The organism is Azospirillum sp. NS33, from assembly GCF_059703765.1.
Genome location: NZ_BAAKJB010000015.1, coordinates 89,726 through 110,114, shown reverse-complemented (window position 1 = coordinate 110,114; position 20,389 = coordinate 89,726). Strand labels below are relative to the sequence as shown.

Genomic DNA, 20,389 nt, shown 5'->3' with positions numbered 1-20,389 from the left:
TCTTCCCGGTGTCCGCCCCCGCCGATCACCGCGACGGGCCGCGATGCCGCCCGTTGGCGGCGCTCCGATCAGACGAAGCACGTGTGTTCGGCGTCGGTGCCCAGCAGTTCATCGAGCACCACGTTTTTTTGGTGCGCCACGCAATGATGGCGGCAGATCACTGAAGGGTCCAGACCGCGGCGTCGTTTGTGAATCTCGTTGGAGAACCAGAAGTCGCGAAACGTCCGTTCGGCGATGGAGCCGAGCAGACCACTGCGAGTGTAAGCTTTATCCTGGCAGGCATACACTTGGCAATCGGCCCCGATCACCGTCAGGAACTGCATGAAATGGCACTGTGTGTAAGCCTTGTCGAACCGCTCACTCAGCTCATGATAATGATCAACGACGGAGAAGCGGTCGTCCTCAAGCGCCCGCGCCTCGGCGATCTGCCCGGCGACCGCTTCGGCGAGGCGGCGATGATAGCGGTTGTTCTCGCCGGCGTCGTTGGAGATGACGGCGCCGGAGATTTTCACGTGATGCACACCGGCGTCCTTGAGAATGGCGCAGGCCTCCGCGATGTGGGTGTGGTTCTCGGCCCCGACGATGAAGCTGACCCCGAGCACGCATCGTGACCGGCGCGTTGCGAACGAACGCATGTTGTCCAGCAGCGTGGTGAAGGTGCCGGCGCGGATGCCGCGCGCCCGGGCGTAGCTGTCGTCGTCCCAGCCGTCGAGCGAGACGCGCACCCAGGTGCCGTGCTCGGCGAAGGCGTCCGCCATGGCGCCGCGGAGGTTGGCGCCGTTGGTCAGCGTCGCCACGCGGATGCCGCCGGCGGCAAGGCGGCGGATCACCTCGGGCAATGCCTTGTAGAGCAGGGGCTCGCCGCCGCCGGAAAAGGTGACGGCCTGCACGCCCATGGCGACCAGGTCGTCGACGATCTCGAACATCTTCGCAGTCGGGATGCGGTCGCCCAGATCCATGTCTTCGCCGAGCGCCAGCGCGTTCGACCGGTAAGCGCAATACCAGCAATTGTGATTGCAGCGGTTGATCGGCTTGATCCGGACATGCACCGGGGCGGCCGTGCGCCCGGTGGCCAACGCCTCGAGCCGGTCGGTGAACCGCATGAATTTCAGGTTGCTGTAGACGCGCGCCATGCCGGATCTCCTCCGTCCGTGCCTATGCCGGTGCAACGGCAAGCCGGCTGGTCAGCTCGTCGTGGATTTCGGCAATGATACGGTCGATGTCGTAGGTGTGTGACCAGTCGGGATAGTGGCTGCGGAATTTGCGGACATCGCTGATCCACCAGACATGGTCGCCGGTCCGGTTGGTCTCGCTGTAGGTCCACCGCATCGGCCGTCCGGTCAGCGATTCGGCCCGGGCGATTGCCTCGATCATCGAGCAGTTGGAATAACGCCCGCCGCCGATGTTGTAGACCTCTCCGGTTCGCGGGGCCCGGAAGAAGTGCCAGAACGCGTTGACCAGATCGAAGGCATGGATGTTGTCGCGGACCTGCTTTCCCTTGTAGCCCAGCACCGTGTAGGGCGTTCCGGCAACCGCGCACTTCACGAGGTAGGCAAGGAAGCCGTGGAGCTGGGCGCCGGCATGTCCCGGCCCGGTCAGGCAACCGCCGCGAAAGCAAGCGGTGCGCATGCCGAAGTAGCGGCCGTATTCCTGCACCATGACGTCGGCCGCCACTTTTGAGGCGCCGAACAGGCTGTGCAGCGTCTGGTCGATGCTCATCGACTCGTCGACGCCGTGCGCGGCGTAGGGGTGCTCCGCGTCGGGTTCCCAGCGCGTGTCCCCTTCGACCAATGGCAACCGGTTCGGAGCATCGCCGTACACCTTGTTGGTCGAGGTGAAGATGAACGGAGCATCCGGGCAGTGCTGCCGCGCCGCCTCCAACAGGTTCAGCGTTCCCGTGGCGTTGACCGAGAAGTCGGTGAAGGGCTCGCGCGCGGCCCAGTCGTGGGAAGGCTGTGCTGCGGTGTGGATGACCAGGGCGATGGACCGGCCATGGGCCGCGAACAGCCGCTCCATGGCGTCCCGGTCGCGGATGTCGGCGTCGACGTGGGCGTAGGCACGGTGCAGCCTCTCCAGCCGTTGCCGGCTTCGTGCCGTGCTGGCGTCCGGTCCGAAGAAGTAGCCGCGCATGTCGTTGTCGATGCCGACGACGTCGAATCCCTTGTCGGCGAAGAAGCTGACGGCTTCCGCCCCGATCAGTCCGGCCGCCCCGGTGATGATGACCACGGACATGCTGCGGCGAATCCTCTTTTCTTGTTGTCCTCGGGCTCAGCCACCGCCGAGAATCGGCTCAAGGGCGTTGCGGTGGGTGTGCAGCCAAGCGAAGACGTCGTCGAGAAGGCGCTCCACCGGTCGTGCCGGACTCCATCCGGTCGCCTGCGCCACCTCCGCATTGTCGCTGACGTACCACGGGATGTCAGCGGGATCGGTGTCCGGTCGCATCGCGATGCTTGGCCGGCATGCTCCGCGATCAGAACACAACGCCGTCAGTTCCGCCAGGGAGACGCTGCCGGCCGGTCCGCCACCCACGTTGAACACCCGTGACCGCAGCCGGTCAAGCGTCGCGGTTTGCAACAGGACAAGGTCGCAGAGGTCGTCAACGTGCAGCACATCGCGCACCTGCACTCCCTCGCCGCCGAACCCCTTATAGGTCAGGCCGCCGCCGTACACGTGCCGTGCCGCCCAGAGCACGACGAAGCCCTGGTCGACCTTGCCCATCTGCCAGGGACCGGCCAGCACGCCGCAGCGGTTTACGACGACGCGCAGGCCGTACATCGCCGCATACTCCTCGACGAGGAGTTCGGAGGCCAACTTGGTGGCTCCGTAGACCGACCGGCTGCCGGCCAGGGGGAAGTCGGTGGCGATGCCTGCCTCGGACCAGCCCGGCCCGCCGGCACCGGTGGGCAGTGCGAGGCGGCGGTCGTGGCGTTCCAGCGGCAGGGCCCGCAGCGCATGAATGGGATACACGCGGCTGGTCGACAGGAACATCAGGTCGGCGCCGTGGCGGCGCGCCGCCTCCAAACAGTTCACGGTTCCCAGCAGGTTGGTGTTGATCACGTAGGCCGGACTGCCGCCGTAGCCGGCATGGACGGATGGCTCCGCCGAGCATTCCACGAGCAGGTCGAAGGGCCCGGCTTCCGCCAAGTCCTCCGGGTTGCGTACGTCGCCGTGGCGGAAGGCGACGCCGCCCGCGCGCAGCCGCTCCAGGGCCAGTTCCGAGCCGCGCCGGCGCAGGTTGTCGAGGGCTACGACGTCGAGGTCGACGTGGTTGCGCTTGAACGCCAGCGCCAGCGTGGAGCCGACGAACCCCGCGCCGCCCGTCACCAGTACTGTCCGTCTACCCATCGGTGATCACCGGCTCGATTTGCGCGCGGTTGGCACGCGCCCGAACCGCACCGTACCTTCGCGCCAGATCATTAACGAACCTTGAATTGAATCGGTGCGGCACGGCTCACCCCAGGACGATCCGTCCGCCCTCGACCAGTCGCAGGAACTGGCCGGGATGGTCGCCGATGCTGATCGAAAAGCGGGCGGCGTTCCACACGCGATCCACGCCGCGGTGGGCAAGTTCGGCCGCGATGTCCCGGAAGTGGGACGAGGCGATCAGGATCTGGTCACCCGGCCGGCGGACGCGCTCCAGATAGGCGTCGAGGGGCACGATCGCGATGCCGTCGGCCGATCCCGCCGTCCGGGTATCGAGAAAGGCGGCCACCGGGATGCCGCCATGATCCAGGAAGTTCCGCAGGGCACGCCCGGCGGCACCACTGCCGTAGACGAACACGCGCTCGCCGCGGTCCAGCACGTCGACGGAGTCCAGCATCGGATACAAGAGCGCCTCCCGCGGCTACAGCTCGGCCAGGTCGCGGACGATCTGCTCCGCCCGGTGCCGCCAGGTATGGCCCGCCATCACCGCACGGGCGCCGTTGCAGCGCACTCTGTCGAGCCAGGCGGCGTCGCGGAGAGCGCGGGCGGCAGTGTCCGCAAAGCCTTCGATCTCATACTCCACGAAGTCCTCGTTCGGGGTGAACTGGCTGTGGAACAGCCGTCCGGCGTCGGGATGACGAACCGCATTGACCATCACCGCCGCGCCGCAGCCCATGCAGTCGAGCGGCCGATAATGCAGCGGCCAAATGCTGGAGTGAATGTTGAGCCGCGTCGCGCGGTAGGCGGCCGCCATCGACAATGGATCCACCAACTCGCCACCATAATGGGGGGCGAAGGCGGGCCACTGCCCCCACCCCGCGGATCCGAAGAAGCGGATGTTGCGTGACACCTCCATCATGGCACGGGCGATGCGACCGCGCGCCTTGAGCCGGGGAAGGACCTCGTGGAACAGGAGCCGCCGTGCCGGCTCGATGTCCGCGATGGTCATGTCCGGAACGAAGCGCCGGAACCAGCCCTCGATGATGGCGTGCAGCGCCGGCAGGCTGAAGTCGGCCTCGCTGTAGTCCGACCGCTCGAAGTGGGCCACGTAGTCGCGCAGCCGGCCGCAGTCGGTGCCACGCAGCGTCAGGACCGCGTCCAGTGCCGCATCCGGCAGGGGCGGGTAGAGGTGGCCCGCCAGGGTCATGTCGTAGTGCGGTGCCGGGTGGCTAGCCTCGCGGCACATCCGGTCGTTCACCCCCGGCCAGAGGAGGCGCGACGGCCCGAAAGCGTCCGGCGTGACGCCGAACATGTCGGGCGGATTCATGAAATAGGTCAGCCGGCTGCCGCCGATGGTGCCGAGCAGCGGACGGCCGGCGAACTGGTAGTCCTGCAGCCAGCATACGTGCAGGAACTCCCCGTCGAAATCGGGGATCTGATCGCGGCTGCGGTTGATCTCCAACACGGCGTCGGGCCGGAAATTGGCGAGGAAGGCAGGCAGGACGTTCCCGGGCAGGGGCGGCCAGCCGGCAAAGGCCTCCACGCCGATCCGCTCGAACCCCTCCTTCAGCCCCATGAGCGCGTTGATGAACAGAGGCGTCCGTTCGGCGAACAGAGCGATCCGCCGCAGTCTTGCCATGCACACATCCAGTGGTTCGCCCGTCGCGTGGGCCGTCATCTTGACCGGCCCCGCCGGGTATAGCAAGCTGCACGCCCTGCCCCAGAGGCTTCCAGCCCGTCCGGCCCCGACCTGCCATGCCGCCTGTCCCGGTGACCGACGATCCCGATGCCATTGCCCGTTACGAGCACGCCGATGTCGTCTTCGTCGCCCAGGACGGCTACCGGCTGGCGCCGGCACGGGTGCGCTGCTATTCCTTCGCCCGGCTGCTGAACCGGCACGGGCTGCGCGCCGAAGTGTTGTCCGCGTTCGACCATCTGGGCGCTCCGCTCCAGGGCAGCGCCGCCGCCGGGATGGATGCGGGCGAGAAGATGGCGGTGGTCCAACGGGCCTACGGCATCCTGCGCCGCAACCCGGCGGCCATCTTTTACGTCCAGAAGGTCGGCTACCACGCGCTGGCTCCGCTCATGGCGGCGGCGGAGAACGGCAACCGGCTGGTGCTGGACTACGACGACTACGAGGTGGACCTGCCGTCGTTCGCCGGGCTGGACCGGTTCCTGCCGTCGCTGCGCACGGCCGACATGCTGGACACGCTGGCCCGTCACAGCGCCGCCTGCGTGGCGTCGAGCCACGCCCTTTACGACCTGCTGCGCCCGCGCAACCCGGCCACTCACCTGATCCACACGGTGGCGGACCAGGAGGCGTTCCACACCGGCCGGCGTGGCCGGCCGCGCCACCGGTTCGGCGACGCGGTCAACGTCCTGTGGTGCGGCGACGTCTGGGGCGACCTGGTGATGCGCGACGTGCTGCTTGCCGCGGATTGCTTCGCCATGCTGCCAGAGGTGATTCGGCGGCGGGCGCGCCTGCACGTCATCGGGTTCGGCGCCGCGTGGGGGGAGCTGAAGACCCGCATCCGCACCCGCCATCCGGCCCTGCAGTCGGCCATCGTCCTGCACGAGCACATACCCCCCGACGCGTTCGGCGAGGTGCTGGCGGAGATGGACATCGGTCTGTTGCCCTACCACGACAACCCCTTCAACGCGGCCAAGAGCCCGACGAAGATGTTCGAGTACATGCTGTCCGGACTGGCGATCTGCGCCACCCCGGTCGGCGAGGTGACGCACTGCCTGGAGGACGGTCGGACGGTGCTGTTCGGCACCGGCCGCCAGGGCTTTTCCGCCGCGCTCGGCCGGCTGATCGCCGACGACGCCCTGCGCACGGCGCTGGGCGAGGCGGGGGCCGCGCTCGGCCTCGCCCGCTACAGCCTGCAAAGCGCAGGGACGCGGCTGGTGGACATCCTGCGAGCGATCCGGGCCGAGACGCGTCTGGAGCCGGGCACCGGTCCTGCTCTTCCCGATCCGGCGGCGGCCATCGCCGCGGCCATGGACCGGCGGCGGCCGGTGCCGCCCCGCGAGGCCGCATTGGCCCTGCGCGAGGCCGCCGCGCTGGCCGGCGCCGGCGACCCTGGGGCGGTGCCGCCGCGCAGCATCGCCGCACCGGTGCTGGCCCTGCTGGAGTGGCCGGGCCTTGCCGCCCATCTCGACCTTACCGAGGAGCGCCGACAAGCGCTGGCAGCCACCGTGCGGCCCCTGCGCCCGTCGGCCTCCCTGCGCCGCCGCGCCGGCTTGGCGGAGGAGGAGGCGCGGCCTTCCGGAGACCCGCCGGCGCTGTGCAAGCTGGTGTCCGCCGAGGACTGGGAGGACCCGGACTGGTTCGCCCTGGCACAGCGCTACAAGATCGGCTGGGCGACGACGGTGCGCAAGGGGGACGCCGCCGATCCCCGTTCCGACGCCTACGACACCGCCTACAATTGGTTCAAGCGCAGCCGCGGCGTATGGGAACGCACCCAGTTCCTCTACGCGCTCCATCGCCTGGGCGCACTGTCCCATGCTGCGCGGGTGGTGGTGGCCAGCACCGATCCGGACGGACTCTACATGTTCCTCAGCCGGGAAGTGGCCTGCGTCGAGGTGGTCGACGTCGGCCCCGGCCATGAAGAAGTGGCGTGCCTCACCGCCGCCGGAGCGCTCGACCCCTGGATGAGCCTTCCCCGGCTGTTTGATCCAGGGCGGCTGCGCATTTATCATTGGGGCGAGCCGCTCCGGCCGCTTGACAAGCCAGCGGACGTGCTGCTGCTGCCCCAGAACACCGCCTTTGCTGGCGGGCCGGCGCGGTTCGCGGCGTTGATGGCCTGGGCCGACGGCCAGTTGGCGGACGGCGGCGTCCTGGCGTTCTCGGCGGAGGTTGTCCTGAACCCGCCGGCCCCGGTGCCGTGGCCGATTCTGGCGGCGACCGGACCCGAAGGCCTCTGTGACCTGCTGGCGCGCCACACCGGCCTCCGGCCCCAGGGCGCCTTCGACGCCGCCCTCTCCGACACGACCCTGGACCGAATCGCCGTCACCGGCACGCCCGGCGCCGAACACCCGCACTTCGTCCGTGACACCGCCGGCATTCTGCACGTCACCGGCGTCTGGGTCTGCCGCAAGGCGGCGGAGACGCCGGCGCGGGGGTGGCAAGGCCTTGCATCGGCGATTCCACTGGTCCTCGGTGGAACGCCGCGGTAGCGCATCCCTCATCCGGACGTGTCGGGTCGAACGCGGCGCATACCGGTGGATTTGCGGCCCGTGCCATCGAGATCTACAGTGCGCAGACCAAAGGTTCCACCGGCAGCTTTGTTGGCGGCGGCATCCTGTTCATCGCCAAATGTGTGCGCACTGAGCAGCGGAGTCGGACCGTCCGGAAGGGCCTTGCCGATCCCGGTCCCGTCGGGCATGAAGAGATAACGCCCCTTGTCCCGACGGAGACCCCCGATGGCTCTCAGCGCACTCATGCTCTATTGGTTCGCCCGTCTCAAGCACAAGGGGATCTGGCCGTCCGGGGGCGCCATGCTGGAACTCGGGCCCCAGGACATGCTGACCACCAAACCCGTGGTCCGCACGGTCCTGAACAGCATCCTTGGCCCCGCGGAGGTGGACGAGACGATGCGGCGCGTGTCGGTCGAGGGCGCCTGGGCTCACAACGCACAGATCCGGCTGTATGAGGCGTTCGGCGTTTCCACTTATGCCAGCCTCGACCTGTTGGACGGACGCAGCCGCTACCGCTACGACCTCAGCCAGCCGGTAGATCTGGACGAAAAGTTCGACATCGTTACCAACTTCGGCACCTCAGAGCACGTTTTCAACATCGGAACCTCTTTTCGTAACGCCGATCACCTAGTGTCGCAGGGAGGGCTCCTGCTCTTCGTCCTTCCGGCCTTTGGGCACATCAATCACGGCTTCTACAACATCCACCCAACTCTGTATTTCGACTTTGCGCGGGCTAACGGCTACAGCGTCGAGGACATCCTGTACATCGATAATTTCGGCGTCCGTTGCCGGCTGGCGGAAAAGGCTCTGCCCCCAACGTACGACTTTGACGGGCTGCCGGTTCGGCTCGACCCGAAGCGCCCGGCCGCCGCGTTCGAACGCGAGATCACCGAGCTGTTCGTCCGCAACGTCGCCCTGCCCGAGACCCGGCAGTACGGCGACGAGTTCGCGATGCTGTGCTTCGACTACGTATTCGCCGCTCTGCGGCGAAACCGGGACCACGCGACGCCGTTCCAGGCCCCCATTCAGGGTCACTACGCGTCGTCGTAGCGGCGGGGAACGGGGGGCACCGGCTGTGCGCCCCGCACTGCGAGCCCCTACACCGCGTGCCCGAGGAACGCGTAGAATTCCTCGTCCGGGGTGCGGAGATCGTCCACGCCGAGCGTGGCTTTCAGCGCTCCCACCAATGCGTCCACGCCGTGGACGTGGCGGCCCGCCTGCACGGCGCGGCCGTCCGCGATACGCGCGGCCCAGGACCCGTCGTCCTCGACCAGGACCGTGGGGAGCGGCTTGGGCGGCTCCCCGGGTCGTCGCGTCCGGACATAGGCCCACACCATGTCGCGCAGAGCCGGGTCGTCGGCGAAGGGAGTCTCGACCGGTTCGAACAGGGTGATGTTGGGATCGTTGAAGCGCAGGGCGAATCCGTTCCAGCGGAAGCCGCGGTAGGCTTCGTACTCCGGCGTCACCAGGTCGTAGCCCCAGCCCTCGAACAGGAACGCCGGCCGGCGGGCGCTGCCGTCGAGCAGCCCGCGAGTGAGCTTCAGCGTGTAGCGGCGGCTGAGATTGCTCATCTCGCACAACATGTGGTTTGCGGTCACCACGTCGACCGCAAAGGCGCGGGGGGTGCGGAACAGCGTCAGGTACTCCCACCACGGAACGTGAATCCCCGTCACCCGTTCGTCGTCGAGCAGCTCGGCCACCGGCCGCCGGTCGGTCGCCAGCTCCCACAGCCCGTCCCCCACCAGCTCGCGCCACAGGTGGTTCTGGAAGAGATAGAAGCCCTGGGTTACGTCGGTCGCCACGTACCGATAGCCAGATAGCATCAGCAGGGCGCCGAGATAGCCGCTGCCCGGCCCGATCTCCATCACTACCGTCCCCTTTTCCGGGTACAGGGAGCGGATGTGGCGGAACACGTTGACGGCCCGGACGAGGCTTCCAGTGGCAAACACCGCCCGGCCGTACAGCCGGGACGACAGCGCGCGGACGCTGCGGTTGATGGCGCAGCACAGCTCCAGTTCCTCGTCGCTGAACCCGCCCAGCCGGTTGGCGGCGTCCGCCATGAAGCGGGTTTCGTGCATCGTGTCGGCGAAGCGCCAGACCGCCCGGTCATGGCCCACCCGCGTCGGGTAGCCCAGCCGGTTGAACAGGAACGGCTGTCCCTCCTCGATAATGCGGTTGGGGAGATCGCACGCGGCCTCGGCCTCGGCGGCGTCGTAGTCCGCGACGGACAGGAACCCCAACGGAAGCGGCGAAGCCGCGGTTTCCCGACCAGACATGAATGCTCCCCTTCAGCATCGGCCGACCGGTACGCGGCAGGCCTGGACTCACACCAAGGCAACACGAACCGCCGCCCGCCGCGCGGGCGAACGGCGGTCAACCATAGGCGCGCCCCGTTAAACGAGTGTTAATCGGAGCCCCGGCGCCGTAGGAATGCAGGCTCGGAGACTTGCTCAGCGAAATGACCAGGGCCCGCTGCGACAGTCGATTGGCCCTGGGTCATCCCGCCACCGAAGCAGAATTGAATTGAATTCGGCAGTTTACGAAGCCTTGACACTTTCCCGCTAACTTGGAAGCGGCGGCCGATCAGGCATTTCTTGACAACCTAATCCATTGCAGGTGAACGTTGGACAATCAGTTCATGACAGTCGATCAGCGGGCGCGCGGCACCGACGCCGCACGGTCGCACAAGCAATTCTGGATGCGACGGCTGGCCCGCGGCATCGTGTCGGCGCTGCGGCTGAATTCCTCGTCGGAATTCGCCACGGAGATCGTCCAGGCCGTCGAGCCCACGGCGACGATCGACACCCCGCACGGTCCCCTAGTCTGCCGCACCGGCCATGGCCGGCTCCTCTGGCGTGCCCGAACTTTTTTCACCGAGGAACCGGCAACCGTGGCGTGGCTCGACCGCATGGGGCCGGACGACGTCTACTGGGACGTCGGGGCCAACGTTGGCCTCTATGCGCTCTATGCCGCACGCTTTCGCGGATGCCGCACCTTCGCGTTCGAGCCCGAGTCGCAGAATTTCGCCCTGCTGATCGAGAACATCGCCCTCAACCGGATCGGCGACCGCTGCACCCCCTTCTGCATCGCCTTGAGCGACCGGTCGGAACTCGGACGCCTGCGCGTGCGCTACGTGACCAAGGGCGGGGCCTACAACCTGTTCCATCCTGGACTGGCCGGCGAACCCGAACGGCTGCCGGACAGCATTAACCAGGCAAATCCGCTCGATCCCGACAGCGGTTTCGACCAAGGCGTCTTCTCGTGCTCGATCGACGAGCTGGTCGAGACGCATCGGCTTCCCCCGCCAACCTGTCTGAAGGTCGACGTGGACGGGATCGAGCCCATGATCATGCGCGGGGCGGAGCGGACGATCCGATCCGGCACGTTGCGCAGCGTCACCATTGAGCTGAACACCGAGTCGGCGGACGACATGATGGTTCCCGACCTGCTGGCGCAGCACGGCTTCCGCCGTGTGTCGGCCCAGAACAACAGCAACGCCACCGACCTGAAGGTCCAGACGATGATCTTCGAGCGTAGATAGGTCGGGCATTGCCCGACCTATCCCGTCACGCCGGGCCGGTCGCCCGCATCGCGATCCAGGTCGTGGGTCATGGACGCAAGGCGATCCACTTCGTTCGGCATGAGGCGGGCAAAGAAGCGGGTGAGCAGCGGCTGACGGTTCATCGCCTCGCGTAGATGCCCGACCGCCGCCGTCCGGTCTCCCATGCCATCGAGAGTCAGCGCAAGCGCCATGCGCGGCACCGGCCAGAACCCCTCCTTCTCCGCTGCGTCGCGCATCAGCGCCAACCCGGAATCGGGGGCGCGACGGGCGAGCACCATACCGAGCAGAGCGGACGCGATCCAATTCCCGGGTGTCATCGCAAGCATTCGGCGATAGTGCCGTTCTGCATCAGCCCAACGTCCTTGCGCCTGCAGGAAGAGGCCCAGATAGTGGGACAGGCTCATGTCCGTGGGAGCGAGCGCCGCCACACGCTGCTGCCCGGCCACCATGCCCGCGGCATCGCCTTGGAAGAAGGCCGCCACGCCGATGTGGGCGATGACCCAGGTCCGCTCGGCGTCGCTTGCATGCGGCGCGCCGCGCCGGATGACGGCCTGCGCCTCATCAAAGCGATCCGTGAGCAACAGAAGAAACCCGAGCAGGCAATGGGCCCAGCAGTGCTCCGGCAAACCAGCCACGGCAATTCGGAGGTGTCCCTCGGCGGGCTCCACCTCGAGGCGTTCCATGTACCACTTGCCCTTCCAATAGTTGGCCTCGGGGTGCTCGGGGGCGCAGATCAGCGCCTGGTCAAACCAGGAGAGTGCGTCATCCGTGGCCGAGGCCAGAAGGGCTCGCCCCCGCAGGACGTGAACGTCGGCGAGGGCGGTCGCAAGACGTTGGCTACGGCCCGGCGTTCCAGCGGCTTCGAGAGCCTTCACCGCCTCGTCGAACTGGCCCGCGTCAGCAAGATCCGCCGCCATGTGAATTTGGCTTTCCTCCACATAGTCTGGCCGGGCTTGGCGGATCGAGTGGTCGAGTGAATCAGCCTCCGCTGCACGACCGAGACGCTGGAGAAGGTTTACCGCCTGGAAATGGCTGAGTGGATCGTCAGGCAGGAAGGAAATCGCCCGCTTGTAGGAAGCGAGGGCAACCTCCAGATTGCCCTCCCTTTCGATGGCCATTCCCATCTTGAGGTGGTAGTTGCCGAAATTCCCATTTCGTATGCGCTGGCGCCACGCCTCGAAGTCGATCTCGACCATACCACTTCCCTTGCATCTTCGACGCGCATACAGCACCGGGTACGCCAGACGCTTCAGGAAACGCCGGCACCGCGACGTCGATCATAGGAAGCCAGACGCCGCTCAGCAAGCCGCCGCCGCTGGGATGCCGCTCAAAGGAAGCTGCGCATCGTCTCCAGGGCCTTGCGATTTTCCGCGTGAAGGTACTGCCGAAGCGCACGGACGCCCACACGGTGTGCGCCGAGGTCCACCTCCTTCAGGGCTGTGCGTGTTGCTTCCACCGTGGCGTCGGCGACGACGATCCCCGCACCGAAGCGCTGCACCAGATCGGCGGTATGGCCGAGCCTCGCGTTCACGATGACCGGAAGACCGGCGGCCACATAAGCGGTGAAGCGGTTCAAGGCGACGTGCGGAGCATCGGGATGGCCAAGCGGAACCGGAATATTCAGCCAGCCATAATCGAAGGCAGCGAGGCGCTTGATGAGCGTGCTGAGGGGCAAACCTCGATGGTAGTGGATCGCTCCCCGATCATAGCGCGACAAATAGTAGAAGAATCGTTGATCCCGCGCCTCGTCGAGATGGAAGTTGTTGAAGACGTCGAAAGTGACACGCTCGACCGCAGCCATACGCTCCATGAAGTCGAAGGGAGCGTACGAAACGAAGACATCCTGGTCCTGCCGCAGGAACTCGGGCGGTTGAAGCGACGTGGCGTCGACAATGGCCAGCGGTCGGGCGGTTCCAGCCGCCGCCGCCGCGCCGCCGTCGGACGTTTCGGGAACACTTCCGTCAATCAGCGGGTAATAGGCAGTGTAGGCAGCTCCGTCTGCATGAAGCACCGGCTGCCAAGATGACCCGAACCGCTTCGATATTACCAGATCGGACCGGCGCAACGAAAATTCTTCGCCCAGGTGGTTGAGTTCCATCTGCCATTGCGGAATCTCGAACACCGCGGCAAGTCGGGCGATGGGCATCTCAGACAAGGCGGTCCAGTAATCGTACATCTCGTGAACGACGCTCGTTTCCGGGATCGTCTTGCGGACGAAGGCCGCGAGATAGTGGGCGTCGATCGACGTCTGGAGATAGACGGCGCGCGGCTTGATCCGCTTGAGCAGGGCCGCGAGGGCGGGAAGGCACTGGTGGACCGATACCATGCGGAAGCCGGACGCCTCGTCCGTTTCGGCCTCCTTGCCTAGGTTGACGACCAGCGTCCGGTCGACCGGCAGGACCTCCCGCAAGGCTGCGTCCCGGATGATGTGGGAGCGGGAATTCCGCAACACGACGTAATCGAACCCCGATTCCGCCAACGTGTCGATCTCTTCGAGTTTGGTGGCGATTGTAAATGCGAAGAACCGCTCGTCGGCGTACACGCTGACGATCTTGTCGTCAGAAACGCCGGCCGCCTTCAACTGGAGCCGGAGTTCGGCATCGCGCTTTTCGGAAACATGGGCGATGAGGACGAAATCGAAGGAACGTGTGGACAGTTCATCGGGGGTGATCACCGGTAGCCCGATCTGCGAGGTAAGTGCCTCACCTTTGCGATCGATGAAACCCAGGACCTCCAGTCCGGGGCTGGCTTGCAGTATGGGCAGGAATGCACGAGCATCGACGCCGTAGGGATAGATGTAGCACCGCCCCGCATAGGGGCTGGTTTGCAGGAACGCTTCCATGTCCGACCGGACGCGAAGGTGCGTTCTCGACTGCTCGGCTTTGCTCAGAAGCTCGTCGAGACGGGTCAGGCATGCGTCCCAGCCCTGCTCGGCCCGACGATCACCCTGGATGAACTGGAACCGCTCCTGCTTACGATTCACCATCCTGGCCATCGAACAGTGGCTCAAGTAAACGGCGCTGCGGCCCTTGTTGGCGACGATCACCTCAGATTCGGGCCGATTGCGCAGCCACCGGTCCGGGTTCCGGTAAAGATGCTCGGCCGAGTACCCCCGAAGCTCCAGGCTGTATCGGGGGCGCGTCATCGTCGGCGTGACGTAGGTCCGATGCAGGGCAAACTGATCGAACACCAGGCAGTCGCCCGCAGCCAGCCGCGGTGCCACCAAGTCTCCCTGATAGCGTTGGCGCAGGAACGCCTCACGGCTGGTCAGGTCGATCGAGCTGAACATCGCATAGTCGCTTACCTCGGTCTGGACGAGATCGGTGAGATCGTCCGCAAGCGGCCGATCAATGAACTCCAGGCCCGGCGCATGCTCCCCACAGTCGACGAGGGGCACCCAGCAGTTGACTACCGGGTAATCTACACCCGTAAATGTCAAGTCTTGATGCAATGGAACGTGGTTCTTCATCGCTTCCGGAAACTGGACACGAATTTGGCTTATGTTGAGCGAATAAGCGATGTTTTCGCCCATTAATCTCGTGCAATACTCAAACGCTTCAGATTTTACAAACAAAGATATGTAATCAAGGACAAGGTCTTTGAAATCGGAATCGCCAAAAAAATGGTGGAAATGGACCACGTTTATCTCGGTTGCCGACCAGCCATGCCGTTGATAGTGGTGAAAGGCCCGATGGAACCGTGCAGCGATCGTCTCAATCTCGGAGGACGGGATGACGCCACGAAAAACGGTCGGCGTTGTCGGCTGGAACTGGTGCGCTGCTTCGGGGTGCTCGACCGATTTCATGTCAGGTCTCATTCCAAGGGTTATCGCCGTCGTCATCGTTGCATCATCGTTCTGTGCGTTGCCGAAGCTCCCAAGATGGCTCCGGCATCTCGCCAATCTCCGGGGCTGCTCGCCCAGGAGCTGTACTCAGACGCTTGCAGCAACATCTTTCGATCGTCTTAATACGTTTCGGTAGCAGTCATACTGTCGCAGGTCCGACGACGGCTACCTTCAAATCCGTGACGATGGAGTGGCATCCGGCGTTCCCACTGTCAGCTCCTCCACCGCATCCATTACCGACATGAACTTCCCGCCGGCCACGACATAGTGCTCGTGGCGGGCGATGATCGGCGCCGCGTAGCGCCACGCCAGGATGATGACCAGTGCCGGATTGAGGTCGTAGAGCGCCTGAGACGGCAGGATGGGAATGCGATGGTCGGCACCGACCAGCGCGTCGGCGAGAGGGTTGTCGTCGAGCACCGCCTCCAGCCTGTGGGCGAGGCCGAGCTGGTGGATTAGCGTGACGGTTCCCACCGAAGCGCCGTAGCCGACGACCGGGCGACCGGAGGCCGCGTACTGGTCGAGCGCCCGCTCGACGCCGAGCCGCATGGCGTCGATGCGTTGCGCCATGCCTCGGAAGGTCTCCGCCCGGTCGAAGCCCTCGGCCAGCTCGGCTGCCGCCATGGCGCTCACCGACCCGCCGCGCGGGCGCCCGCCGCCCGCGTGCTGCACGTAGCCCCGTATTGAGCCGCCCTTGGTCCAGATATGCTCAACGTCGTACAGCTCCAGCCCCTGCTCCCGGAAGAAGCGCTCCAGCGGGCGCACCAGGAAGTAGGAGAGATGCTCGTGGTAGACCGTGTCGATCAGCGTCCTGCGCACCACGTCGGCCCCATAGGACGTCTCAAAGACGAAGACGCCGCCGGGTGCCAGCACCGTGCGGATGCCGCCGACCAAATCGGCGAGCGCGTCGATATTGGCGAAGGTGTTGTTGCAGATGACGATGCGGGCCGGCCCCCGTTCGTCGCGGATGCGCCGCGCCAGACTGGCGGTGAAGAAATCCGCCACAGTCTCGATGCCCGACGCGGTGGCCTGCTCGGCGATACGCCGGGCAGGGTCGACGCCCAGCACGCGCGCGCCCCGTTCCCGGAAGGCGCGCAGCAGCGTGCCGTCGTTGCTGCCGACCTCCAGCACGAGGCCATCGCCGGCCTCGCCGATGCGGGAAAGTACCTCTCCTGCCATCTGCCGGAAGTGCTCGGGCAGCCCCAACGATACCGAGGTCGTGTAGCGGAAGTTGGTGTACTGCACCTCGGGGTTGATGATGTCGAGGAGCTGGAAATGGCCGCAATTGTTGCAGAGATAGAGATCGAGCGGCACAGTGTGCTGCTGCAGCCGGTCGGCCGGGACCGCGGCGGCGGCCAGCTCGATGTTGGGTGTGGCGACCGGGATCGGACGCAGCGGCACGACGCAGTCCACGTCGGCGGACCCGCACAGGCGGCAGGTGTCTCGGTGGTACGACAGTTCGGTCATCAACTCTCCCCCTCGGCACCGCCTGCCGGCACGGGCAGACGCCCCGTGTCCAGGGCTAGGCGCCAGATCCGTTCGGTCAGGTCCAGGTCGGCCAGCGAATCGGCGCCGCTGGCCAGCGGTTCCCGGCCGTGCCGGACGTCGGCGACGAAGGCCTCCGCCTGCCGACGAAACGACCAACTCGCCGCGACGGCGGGTGCCACCGTCTCGGTGTCGTGCCCGGCCCGCTCCAGGGTCACGCGCGCCGGTACGTCGCGCAGCAGCGGCGAGGGGAAGGCCAGCGACAGCCGGCCCCGCTCGAACAGCACGTCGATGCCCTCCCGCCAGCCGGCGAAGGGCACCTCGGCCATCTCCAGCACCCCGGGGAATGTGCCCCAGTCGAAGCCAACCAAACGGCCGTTCGGCCGGTGCAGGTCCGCGAGGGTCACCTCGGGCGTGCCGCCGGCCAGATGGCGCAGGATGTTCAGGTCGTGAACGAAGACGTTGAGAAACCACGCGTAGTCGTCGGCCAATCCCGGCGGCACCCACTCCGGCGCCGTCGACCACAGCGCCAGACCGTCCGGCCGCACCTCGTCGGTCATGACGAAGCCGTCGGCACAGCCGGCGAAGTCGCCGCCGTGGACGTAGCCGCGCAGCAGGAGCACTCGCCCCAATTCGCCCGTGCTGATGAAGCCGTCGTAAAGGGTCTTGAAGCGCTGGTAGCCGGCGTCGTGGCGCTTCATGAAGCCGACGGCGTAGCGCACGCCGGCGCGCCGCGCCGCCTCGACCAGCCGGGCCGCCTGGACCGCGGTATGGGCCATCGGCTTTTCCGACAGCACGTGCCGTCCGGCCTCCAGGCAGTCCAGCACCACCGGCCCGGTCGCCGGGCGGCGGGTCACCACCACCACCGCCTCGACCTCCGGGTCGGCGAGCATGGCGCGGTGGTCGGGGTAGAGCTTTGCGATGCCGAAGCGCTCCGCGACCCGCCGGCCCAGTTCGGGGCGCAACTCGGCCAGGGCCGCCGGCCGGCAACTGGCGGTCCTGGCGAAATTGGCGATGTGCGCCACCTGCCCGACCATGCCGGCGCCGACGAAGCCGACGCCCAGCGACCGCGGCTCACTCGAAGGTGATGAAGCCATGGTCGCCATCGTAGCCGCATTGCCGGTAGATCCAGGCCCACTCCTCGGGCGTGAAGAACGCCTCGCAGGTGAGTTGCCAGTACAGCAGGTTCGCCTTCTCCCGTTCGTTGCGATAGGACTCCACCAGGATGTACTTCGACGGCGAGCGGCCGACTCGCTGGATCTCGCGCACCGCGGCGAAGACGTCCGGCAGGTACAGGTTGTGCAACGTGTTGAGCGAGATGACGAGGTCGAAGCCGGCATCGGCGAACGGCAGACTCTGCGCCGGCGCCACCTGCAAGAATGGTTGCACCTCCTCCGGGGCGTTGGCGATGCCGTATTCCGAGATGTCGACCCCCGCCACCTCGATGCCGGGTATCGCTTGCGTGAATTCGTAGAGCAGGTGCGCCTTACCGCAGCCGACGTCCAGCACGCGGCTGCCCGCCGTCAGCCCGTAGTGGCGAGCCATGGCTTCGGCCACCGGTCGCCAGCGGCCATCGTAGCGGTACCCGCCATAGCCGTACTGGCGCGATCCGTCCCAATACTCCGCCCCCCAGCGCCGAGCGACGGCGGCGCAGTCGGCCTTGTCATGCTCAACGACGCGGCCGATGTAGTCCCGCTTGGTGGCATGATGCAGAACGCCGACGAAGTCAATCTCAGCCATTTCGGCCGTCCTCCCTGTCCGATCGCCCAACGGCCGCTTGGACAAGGAAGATATCCTCCCAGCGAGCGACGTCGGCCTCGGTGGCCAGCACCAGATCCTCGGCTGCGGCGTGTAGCGAACGGCCGAGCGACAGCACGCGGTCGTAGACAACGCGCCGCCGTTCCGCGCGAGCCGGCAGCATGAAGAGGCTGTAAGCGATCACACCGTCGAGCTGCGGCAACTCCTCGTCCATGAGTTGGGCCAGCATCATGTAGCAGTGCGGCATCGCGTATTCGGTGGCGCTCAGTTTGTAGACGAGACCGCGGCGACAGGCGTAGTCGCGGATGACCAGGTTCTGGATGTGCTGGGGCACCCGGCTGCCCAGCAGCGGCCGGCTGGCGATGTAGCCGCGGTGGCCGCGTAGACTCCTACTCCGGCCGGCGTCACTCATGGAAGCCCTCCGGCAGGCGGTAGGTGAGGCCGAGGCGGGTGGCCGGGCGCATGGTGACCGGCTCGAAGAATTCGCCTAGCCGCTTGTCGGCGTACGGGGTCATCAGCCCCTTGAAGCGGCAGTTCATCGACCACCGCGTGGTCGGTTCCCGGTTGATCCGGTTGCCGTGCATCAGGTTCTGCGTGAACAGCAGGCAGTGGCCGTAGGGGATGGTGAGGTACGTCAGCGCCGGTTCAATGGCGCCGTACAGGTCCTCTGCGCTACGCCCGTCGTACTCGGCGAGGCGCGCCTGGGTGGCCTCGTCGACGCCGCGCTCGGCGATGAACATGCTCTTGGTGGCGTGGCAGTCGACGAGCGGCACCCACAGCACCACCTCCGAGGGGGCGTCGCCCGACCACACGTCGGCGTGCACCGGCAGCAGCGAGGAATCGTCGTCGGGCAGCTGGATCGAGAGGTTGATGCGCCGCTGCATCGCCAACTCGTTGCCCACCAGGATCTCCAGCGGCCGGCGGGCCAGCGCGAAGTAGGCCGGCCTCAGCCATGGCTCGCGGTTGAGCCCGTGGATGACGTGCAGGCGCACCTCGTTCAGCGCGTCGGGCATGACGAGCCGGTGCACGCCGTCGAGGAAGGCTCCGGCGTCGGCCGGGATCGCAGCCCCCAGGGACTCGGCGGCGAGCGCGGCGGCGCGGTCGCGGATGCGATCGAGGGCGGGGCGATCCGCCACGGGGACGATGACGTGCCCGTGCTCCAGGAAGGAGCCGATCAACTCCCGCTCCTCGGGCTGGAAGAAGTCCTGCGCGTAGGCCGGCACGCCGTCAGTCATTGAGGGACAGTGCCTCCCGCACGCTTGCCGCGATGGCGTCGGGGTGGAGCCCGAAGCCGTCCATCAGTTCGTCCTGGCTGCCGTAGCGGGTGGCGAACACGTCGGGGATGCCGAAGCGGCGCAGCCGCGGCATCCGTCCGTCGAATCGCTCCAGCAGGGCGTCGGCCACCGTGCTGCCGAGGCCCCCGATCACCGAATGCTCCTCCACCGTCACCACCAGACGCGCGGTCCCGGCGAGGTCGGCCAGCGTCGCAACGTCCAGCGGCTTGACCGTCGGCATGTGCAGGACGTGGCAGCCGACGCTGTCGGCCTCCAGGCGCTCGGCCGCCGCCAGCGCCCGGGTGGTGCCGATGCCGGTGCCGACCAGCAGCACCGGCCCGCGCCGTCGGGCTGACGCCTCGCGCAGGTGATAGGCCCGGCCGATGGCGAAGCCGTCCGCGGCACGGGTGACAACGGGATCGCCGCCCTTGGCAAGGCGGATATAGATCGGGTGCGGCCAGTCGAGCGTCGTCTCCATGAAGCGTGCCATCTCTTCGGCATCGGCCGGGGCGACGATGGTCATGTTCGGCAGGGCGCGCAGGATGGCGATGTCCTCGATCGCCTGGTGCGTCGGCCCGAGCGGCGCGTAGACCAGTCCGCCGCCGTTGCCGATGAGCCGGACCGGCAGGTCGTGCAGGCAGAGGTCGACCGCGACCTGCTCATAGCAGCGCCGGGTGATGAAGGTGGCGATGGTGTTGACGTAGGGCACCCAGCCGTCCAGCGCCATGCCCGCGGCCATGCCGACCACGTGCTGCTCGGCCACGCCTTCCATGTAGTGGCGGTCGGGGAACTCCGCGTGCATGCCGTCCAGCAGGCTGGGGCTGAGGTCGGAGCCGATGAACACCACCCGCGAATCACGCCGGGCGAGCTGGTGGACCATGTCGAGGCAGGTCTTGCGCATCG

Annotated in this window: 18 protein-coding genes; 3 read left to right on the top strand and 15 right to left on the bottom strand. The window is 66.8% G+C overall.

Going from position 1 to position 20,389, the window contains the following annotated elements; all coding sequences use genetic code 11:
- Positions 1–68: 68 nt before the first annotated feature.
- From AC6H2I_RS14935 to AC6H2I_RS14915, 5 genes are all read right to left on the bottom strand, one after another.
- The gene (locus tag AC6H2I_RS14935; protein WP_497501452.1) at positions 69–1,133 is read right to left on the bottom strand and encodes a radical SAM/SPASM domain-containing protein; all 1,065 of its coding nucleotides are present in this window, start codon (positions 1,131–1,133) and stop codon (positions 69–71) included.
- Between the two features lie 22 nt (positions 1,134–1,155).
- Positions 1,156–2,232 (bottom strand): NAD-dependent epimerase/dehydratase family protein, encoded by a 1,077-nt coding sequence (locus AC6H2I_RS14930; RefSeq protein ID WP_497501451.1) that lies wholly within the window; start codon positions 2,230–2,232, stop codon positions 1,156–1,158.
- 36 nt (positions 2,233–2,268) lie between these two features.
- Entirely contained in the window at positions 2,269–3,324 is a 1,056-nt protein-coding gene (locus tag AC6H2I_RS14925) for an NAD-dependent epimerase/dehydratase family protein (RefSeq protein WP_497501450.1), read from the bottom strand.
- A gap of 127 nt (positions 3,325–3,451) precedes the next feature.
- A complete protein-coding gene (locus AC6H2I_RS14920; protein ID WP_497501449.1) occupies positions 3,452–3,820 on the bottom strand; it encodes a hypothetical protein in 369 nt (122 codons plus the stop codon).
- A gap of 24 nt (positions 3,821–3,844) precedes the next feature.
- The gene (locus tag AC6H2I_RS14915; RefSeq protein WP_497501448.1) at positions 3,845–5,041 is read right to left on the bottom strand and encodes a glycosyltransferase family protein; all 1,197 of its coding nucleotides are present in this window, start codon (positions 5,039–5,041) and stop codon (positions 3,845–3,847) included.
- A gap of 77 nt (positions 5,042–5,118) precedes the next feature.
- Between AC6H2I_RS14915 and AC6H2I_RS14910 the strand changes: the two genes are divergently transcribed.
- Entirely contained in the window at positions 5,119–7,542 is a 2,424-nt protein-coding gene (locus AC6H2I_RS14910; RefSeq protein ID WP_497501447.1) for a glycosyltransferase family protein, read from the top strand.
- A gap of 8 nt (positions 7,543–7,550) precedes the next feature.
- Here AC6H2I_RS14910 and AC6H2I_RS14905 read toward each other — a convergent pair whose 3' ends face one another.
- Complete coding sequence (locus AC6H2I_RS14905) at positions 7,551–7,751, bottom strand: hypothetical protein (RefSeq protein ID WP_497501446.1); 201 nt, start codon at positions 7,749–7,751, stop codon at positions 7,551–7,553.
- Positions 7,752–7,788: 37 nt separating this feature from the next.
- Here AC6H2I_RS14905 and AC6H2I_RS14900 point away from each other — a divergent pair, with 37 nt between their 5' ends.
- Positions 7,789–8,613 (top strand): hypothetical protein, encoded by an 825-nt coding sequence (locus tag AC6H2I_RS14900; protein WP_497501445.1) that lies wholly within the window; start codon positions 7,789–7,791, stop codon positions 8,611–8,613.
- 47 nt (positions 8,614–8,660) lie between these two features.
- Here the strand turns inward: AC6H2I_RS14900 and AC6H2I_RS14895 are convergent, their stop codons facing one another.
- Complete coding sequence (locus tag AC6H2I_RS14895) at positions 8,661–9,839, bottom strand: hypothetical protein (protein ID WP_497501444.1); 1,179 nt, start codon at positions 9,837–9,839, stop codon at positions 8,661–8,663.
- Positions 9,840–10,201: 362 nt separating this feature from the next.
- Here AC6H2I_RS14895 and AC6H2I_RS14890 point away from each other — a divergent pair, with 362 nt between their 5' ends.
- On the top strand, positions 10,202–11,104 hold the full coding sequence (locus AC6H2I_RS14890; protein ID WP_497501443.1) for an FkbM family methyltransferase: 903 nt from the start codon (positions 10,202–10,204) through the stop codon (positions 11,102–11,104).
- A 17-nt stretch (positions 11,105–11,121) separates the two neighbouring features.
- On the opposite strand, the gene AC6H2I_RS14885 is transcribed toward AC6H2I_RS14890, so the two are convergent.
- The 8 genes from AC6H2I_RS14885 to AC6H2I_RS14850 all read right to left on the bottom strand — a co-directional run bounded on the left by AC6H2I_RS14885 (position 11,122) and on the right by AC6H2I_RS14850 (position 20,387).
- A complete protein-coding gene (locus tag AC6H2I_RS14885; RefSeq protein ID WP_497501442.1) occupies positions 11,122–12,321 on the bottom strand; it encodes a tetratricopeptide repeat protein in 1,200 nt (399 codons plus the stop codon).
- Between the two features lie 131 nt (positions 12,322–12,452).
- Entirely contained in the window at positions 12,453–14,930 is a 2,478-nt protein-coding gene (locus AC6H2I_RS14880) for a phytanoyl-CoA dioxygenase family protein (RefSeq protein WP_497501441.1), read from the bottom strand.
- Positions 14,931–15,140: 210 nt separating this feature from the next.
- Positions 15,141–16,436, bottom strand: coding sequence for a methyltransferase domain-containing protein (locus tag AC6H2I_RS14875; RefSeq protein WP_497501440.1), 1,296 nt, complete (start codon positions 16,434–16,436; stop codon positions 15,141–15,143).
- Positions 16,436–17,551 carry a Gfo/Idh/MocA family protein gene (locus tag AC6H2I_RS14870; RefSeq protein WP_497501439.1) on the bottom strand — a complete coding sequence of 372 codons (1,116 nt, stop codon included), beginning with the start codon at positions 17,549–17,551 and terminating at the stop codon, positions 16,436–16,438. The genes AC6H2I_RS14875 and AC6H2I_RS14870 overlap by 1 nt, the downstream gene beginning before the upstream one ends.
- Positions 17,529–18,194 carry a class I SAM-dependent methyltransferase gene (locus AC6H2I_RS14865; RefSeq protein WP_497501438.1) on the bottom strand — a complete coding sequence of 222 codons (666 nt, stop codon included), beginning with the start codon at positions 18,192–18,194 and terminating at the stop codon, positions 17,529–17,531. Before AC6H2I_RS14865 ends, AC6H2I_RS14870 begins: the two co-directional genes overlap by 23 nt.
- Entirely contained in the window at positions 18,187–18,624 is a 438-nt protein-coding gene (locus AC6H2I_RS14860) for an LIC12192 family sporadic carbohydrate cluster protein (RefSeq protein WP_497501437.1), read from the bottom strand. The genes AC6H2I_RS14865 and AC6H2I_RS14860 overlap by 8 nt, the downstream gene beginning before the upstream one ends.
- Positions 18,617–19,447 (bottom strand): sporadic carbohydrate cluster 2OG-Fe(II) oxygenase, encoded by an 831-nt coding sequence (locus AC6H2I_RS14855; RefSeq protein ID WP_497501436.1) that lies wholly within the window; start codon positions 19,445–19,447, stop codon positions 18,617–18,619. The genes AC6H2I_RS14860 and AC6H2I_RS14855 overlap by 8 nt, the downstream gene beginning before the upstream one ends.
- Positions 19,440–20,387, bottom strand: coding sequence for a transketolase family protein (locus AC6H2I_RS14850; protein ID WP_497501435.1), 948 nt, complete (start codon positions 20,385–20,387; stop codon positions 19,440–19,442). The genes AC6H2I_RS14855 and AC6H2I_RS14850 overlap by 8 nt, the downstream gene beginning before the upstream one ends.
- Positions 20,388–20,389 lie beyond the last annotated feature (2 nt).

Excerpts from the sequence above, each read along its gene's own strand:
- AC6H2I_RS14935 (WP_497501452.1), bottom strand. The coding sequence starts at position 1,133 with ATGGCGCGCGTCTACAGCAACCTGAAATTCATGCGGTTCACCGACCGG.
- AC6H2I_RS14930 (WP_497501451.1), bottom strand. The coding sequence starts at position 2,232 with ATGTCCGTGGTCATCATCACCGGGGCGGCCGGACTGATCGGGGCGGAA.
- AC6H2I_RS14920 (WP_497501449.1), bottom strand. The coding sequence starts at position 3,820 with ATGCTGGACTCCGTCGACGTGCTGGACCGCGGCGAGCGCGTGTTCGTC.
- AC6H2I_RS14915 (WP_497501448.1), bottom strand. The coding sequence starts at position 5,041 with ATGACGGCCCACGCGACGGGCGAACCACTGGATGTGTGCATGGCAAGA.
- AC6H2I_RS14910 (WP_497501447.1), top strand. The coding sequence starts at position 5,119 with ATGCCGCCTGTCCCGGTGACCGACGATCCCGATGCCATTGCCCGTTAC.
- AC6H2I_RS14905 (WP_497501446.1), bottom strand. The coding sequence starts at position 7,751 with ATGCCCGACGGGACCGGGATCGGCAAGGCCCTTCCGGACGGTCCGACT.
- AC6H2I_RS14900 (WP_497501445.1), top strand. The coding sequence starts at position 7,789 with ATGGCTCTCAGCGCACTCATGCTCTATTGGTTCGCCCGTCTCAAGCAC.
- AC6H2I_RS14895 (WP_497501444.1), bottom strand. The coding sequence starts at position 9,839 with ATGTCTGGTCGGGAAACCGCGGCTTCGCCGCTTCCGTTGGGGTTCCTG.
- AC6H2I_RS14890 (WP_497501443.1), top strand. The coding sequence starts at position 10,202 with ATGACAGTCGATCAGCGGGCGCGCGGCACCGACGCCGCACGGTCGCAC.
- AC6H2I_RS14885 (WP_497501442.1), bottom strand. The coding sequence starts at position 12,321 with ATGGTCGAGATCGACTTCGAGGCGTGGCGCCAGCGCATACGAAATGGG.
- AC6H2I_RS14880 (WP_497501441.1), bottom strand. The coding sequence starts at position 14,930 with ATGAAATCGGTCGAGCACCCCGAAGCAGCGCACCAGTTCCAGCCGACA.
- AC6H2I_RS14875 (WP_497501440.1), bottom strand. The coding sequence starts at position 16,436 with ATGACCGAACTGTCGTACCACCGAGACACCTGCCGCCTGTGCGGGTCC.
- AC6H2I_RS14870 (WP_497501439.1), bottom strand. The coding sequence starts at position 17,551 with ATGGCTTCATCACCTTCGAGTGAGCCGCGGTCGCTGGGCGTCGGCTTC.
- AC6H2I_RS14865 (WP_497501438.1), bottom strand. The coding sequence starts at position 18,194 with ATGGCTGAGATTGACTTCGTCGGCGTTCTGCATCATGCCACCAAGCGG.
- AC6H2I_RS14860 (WP_497501437.1), bottom strand. The coding sequence starts at position 18,624 with ATGAGTGACGCCGGCCGGAGTAGGAGTCTACGCGGCCACCGCGGCTAC.
- AC6H2I_RS14855 (WP_497501436.1), bottom strand. The coding sequence starts at position 19,447 with ATGACTGACGGCGTGCCGGCCTACGCGCAGGACTTCTTCCAGCCCGAG.
- AC6H2I_RS14850 (WP_497501435.1), bottom strand. The coding sequence starts at position 20,387 with ATGCGCAAGACCTGCCTCGACATGGTCCACCAGCTCGCCCGGCGTGAT.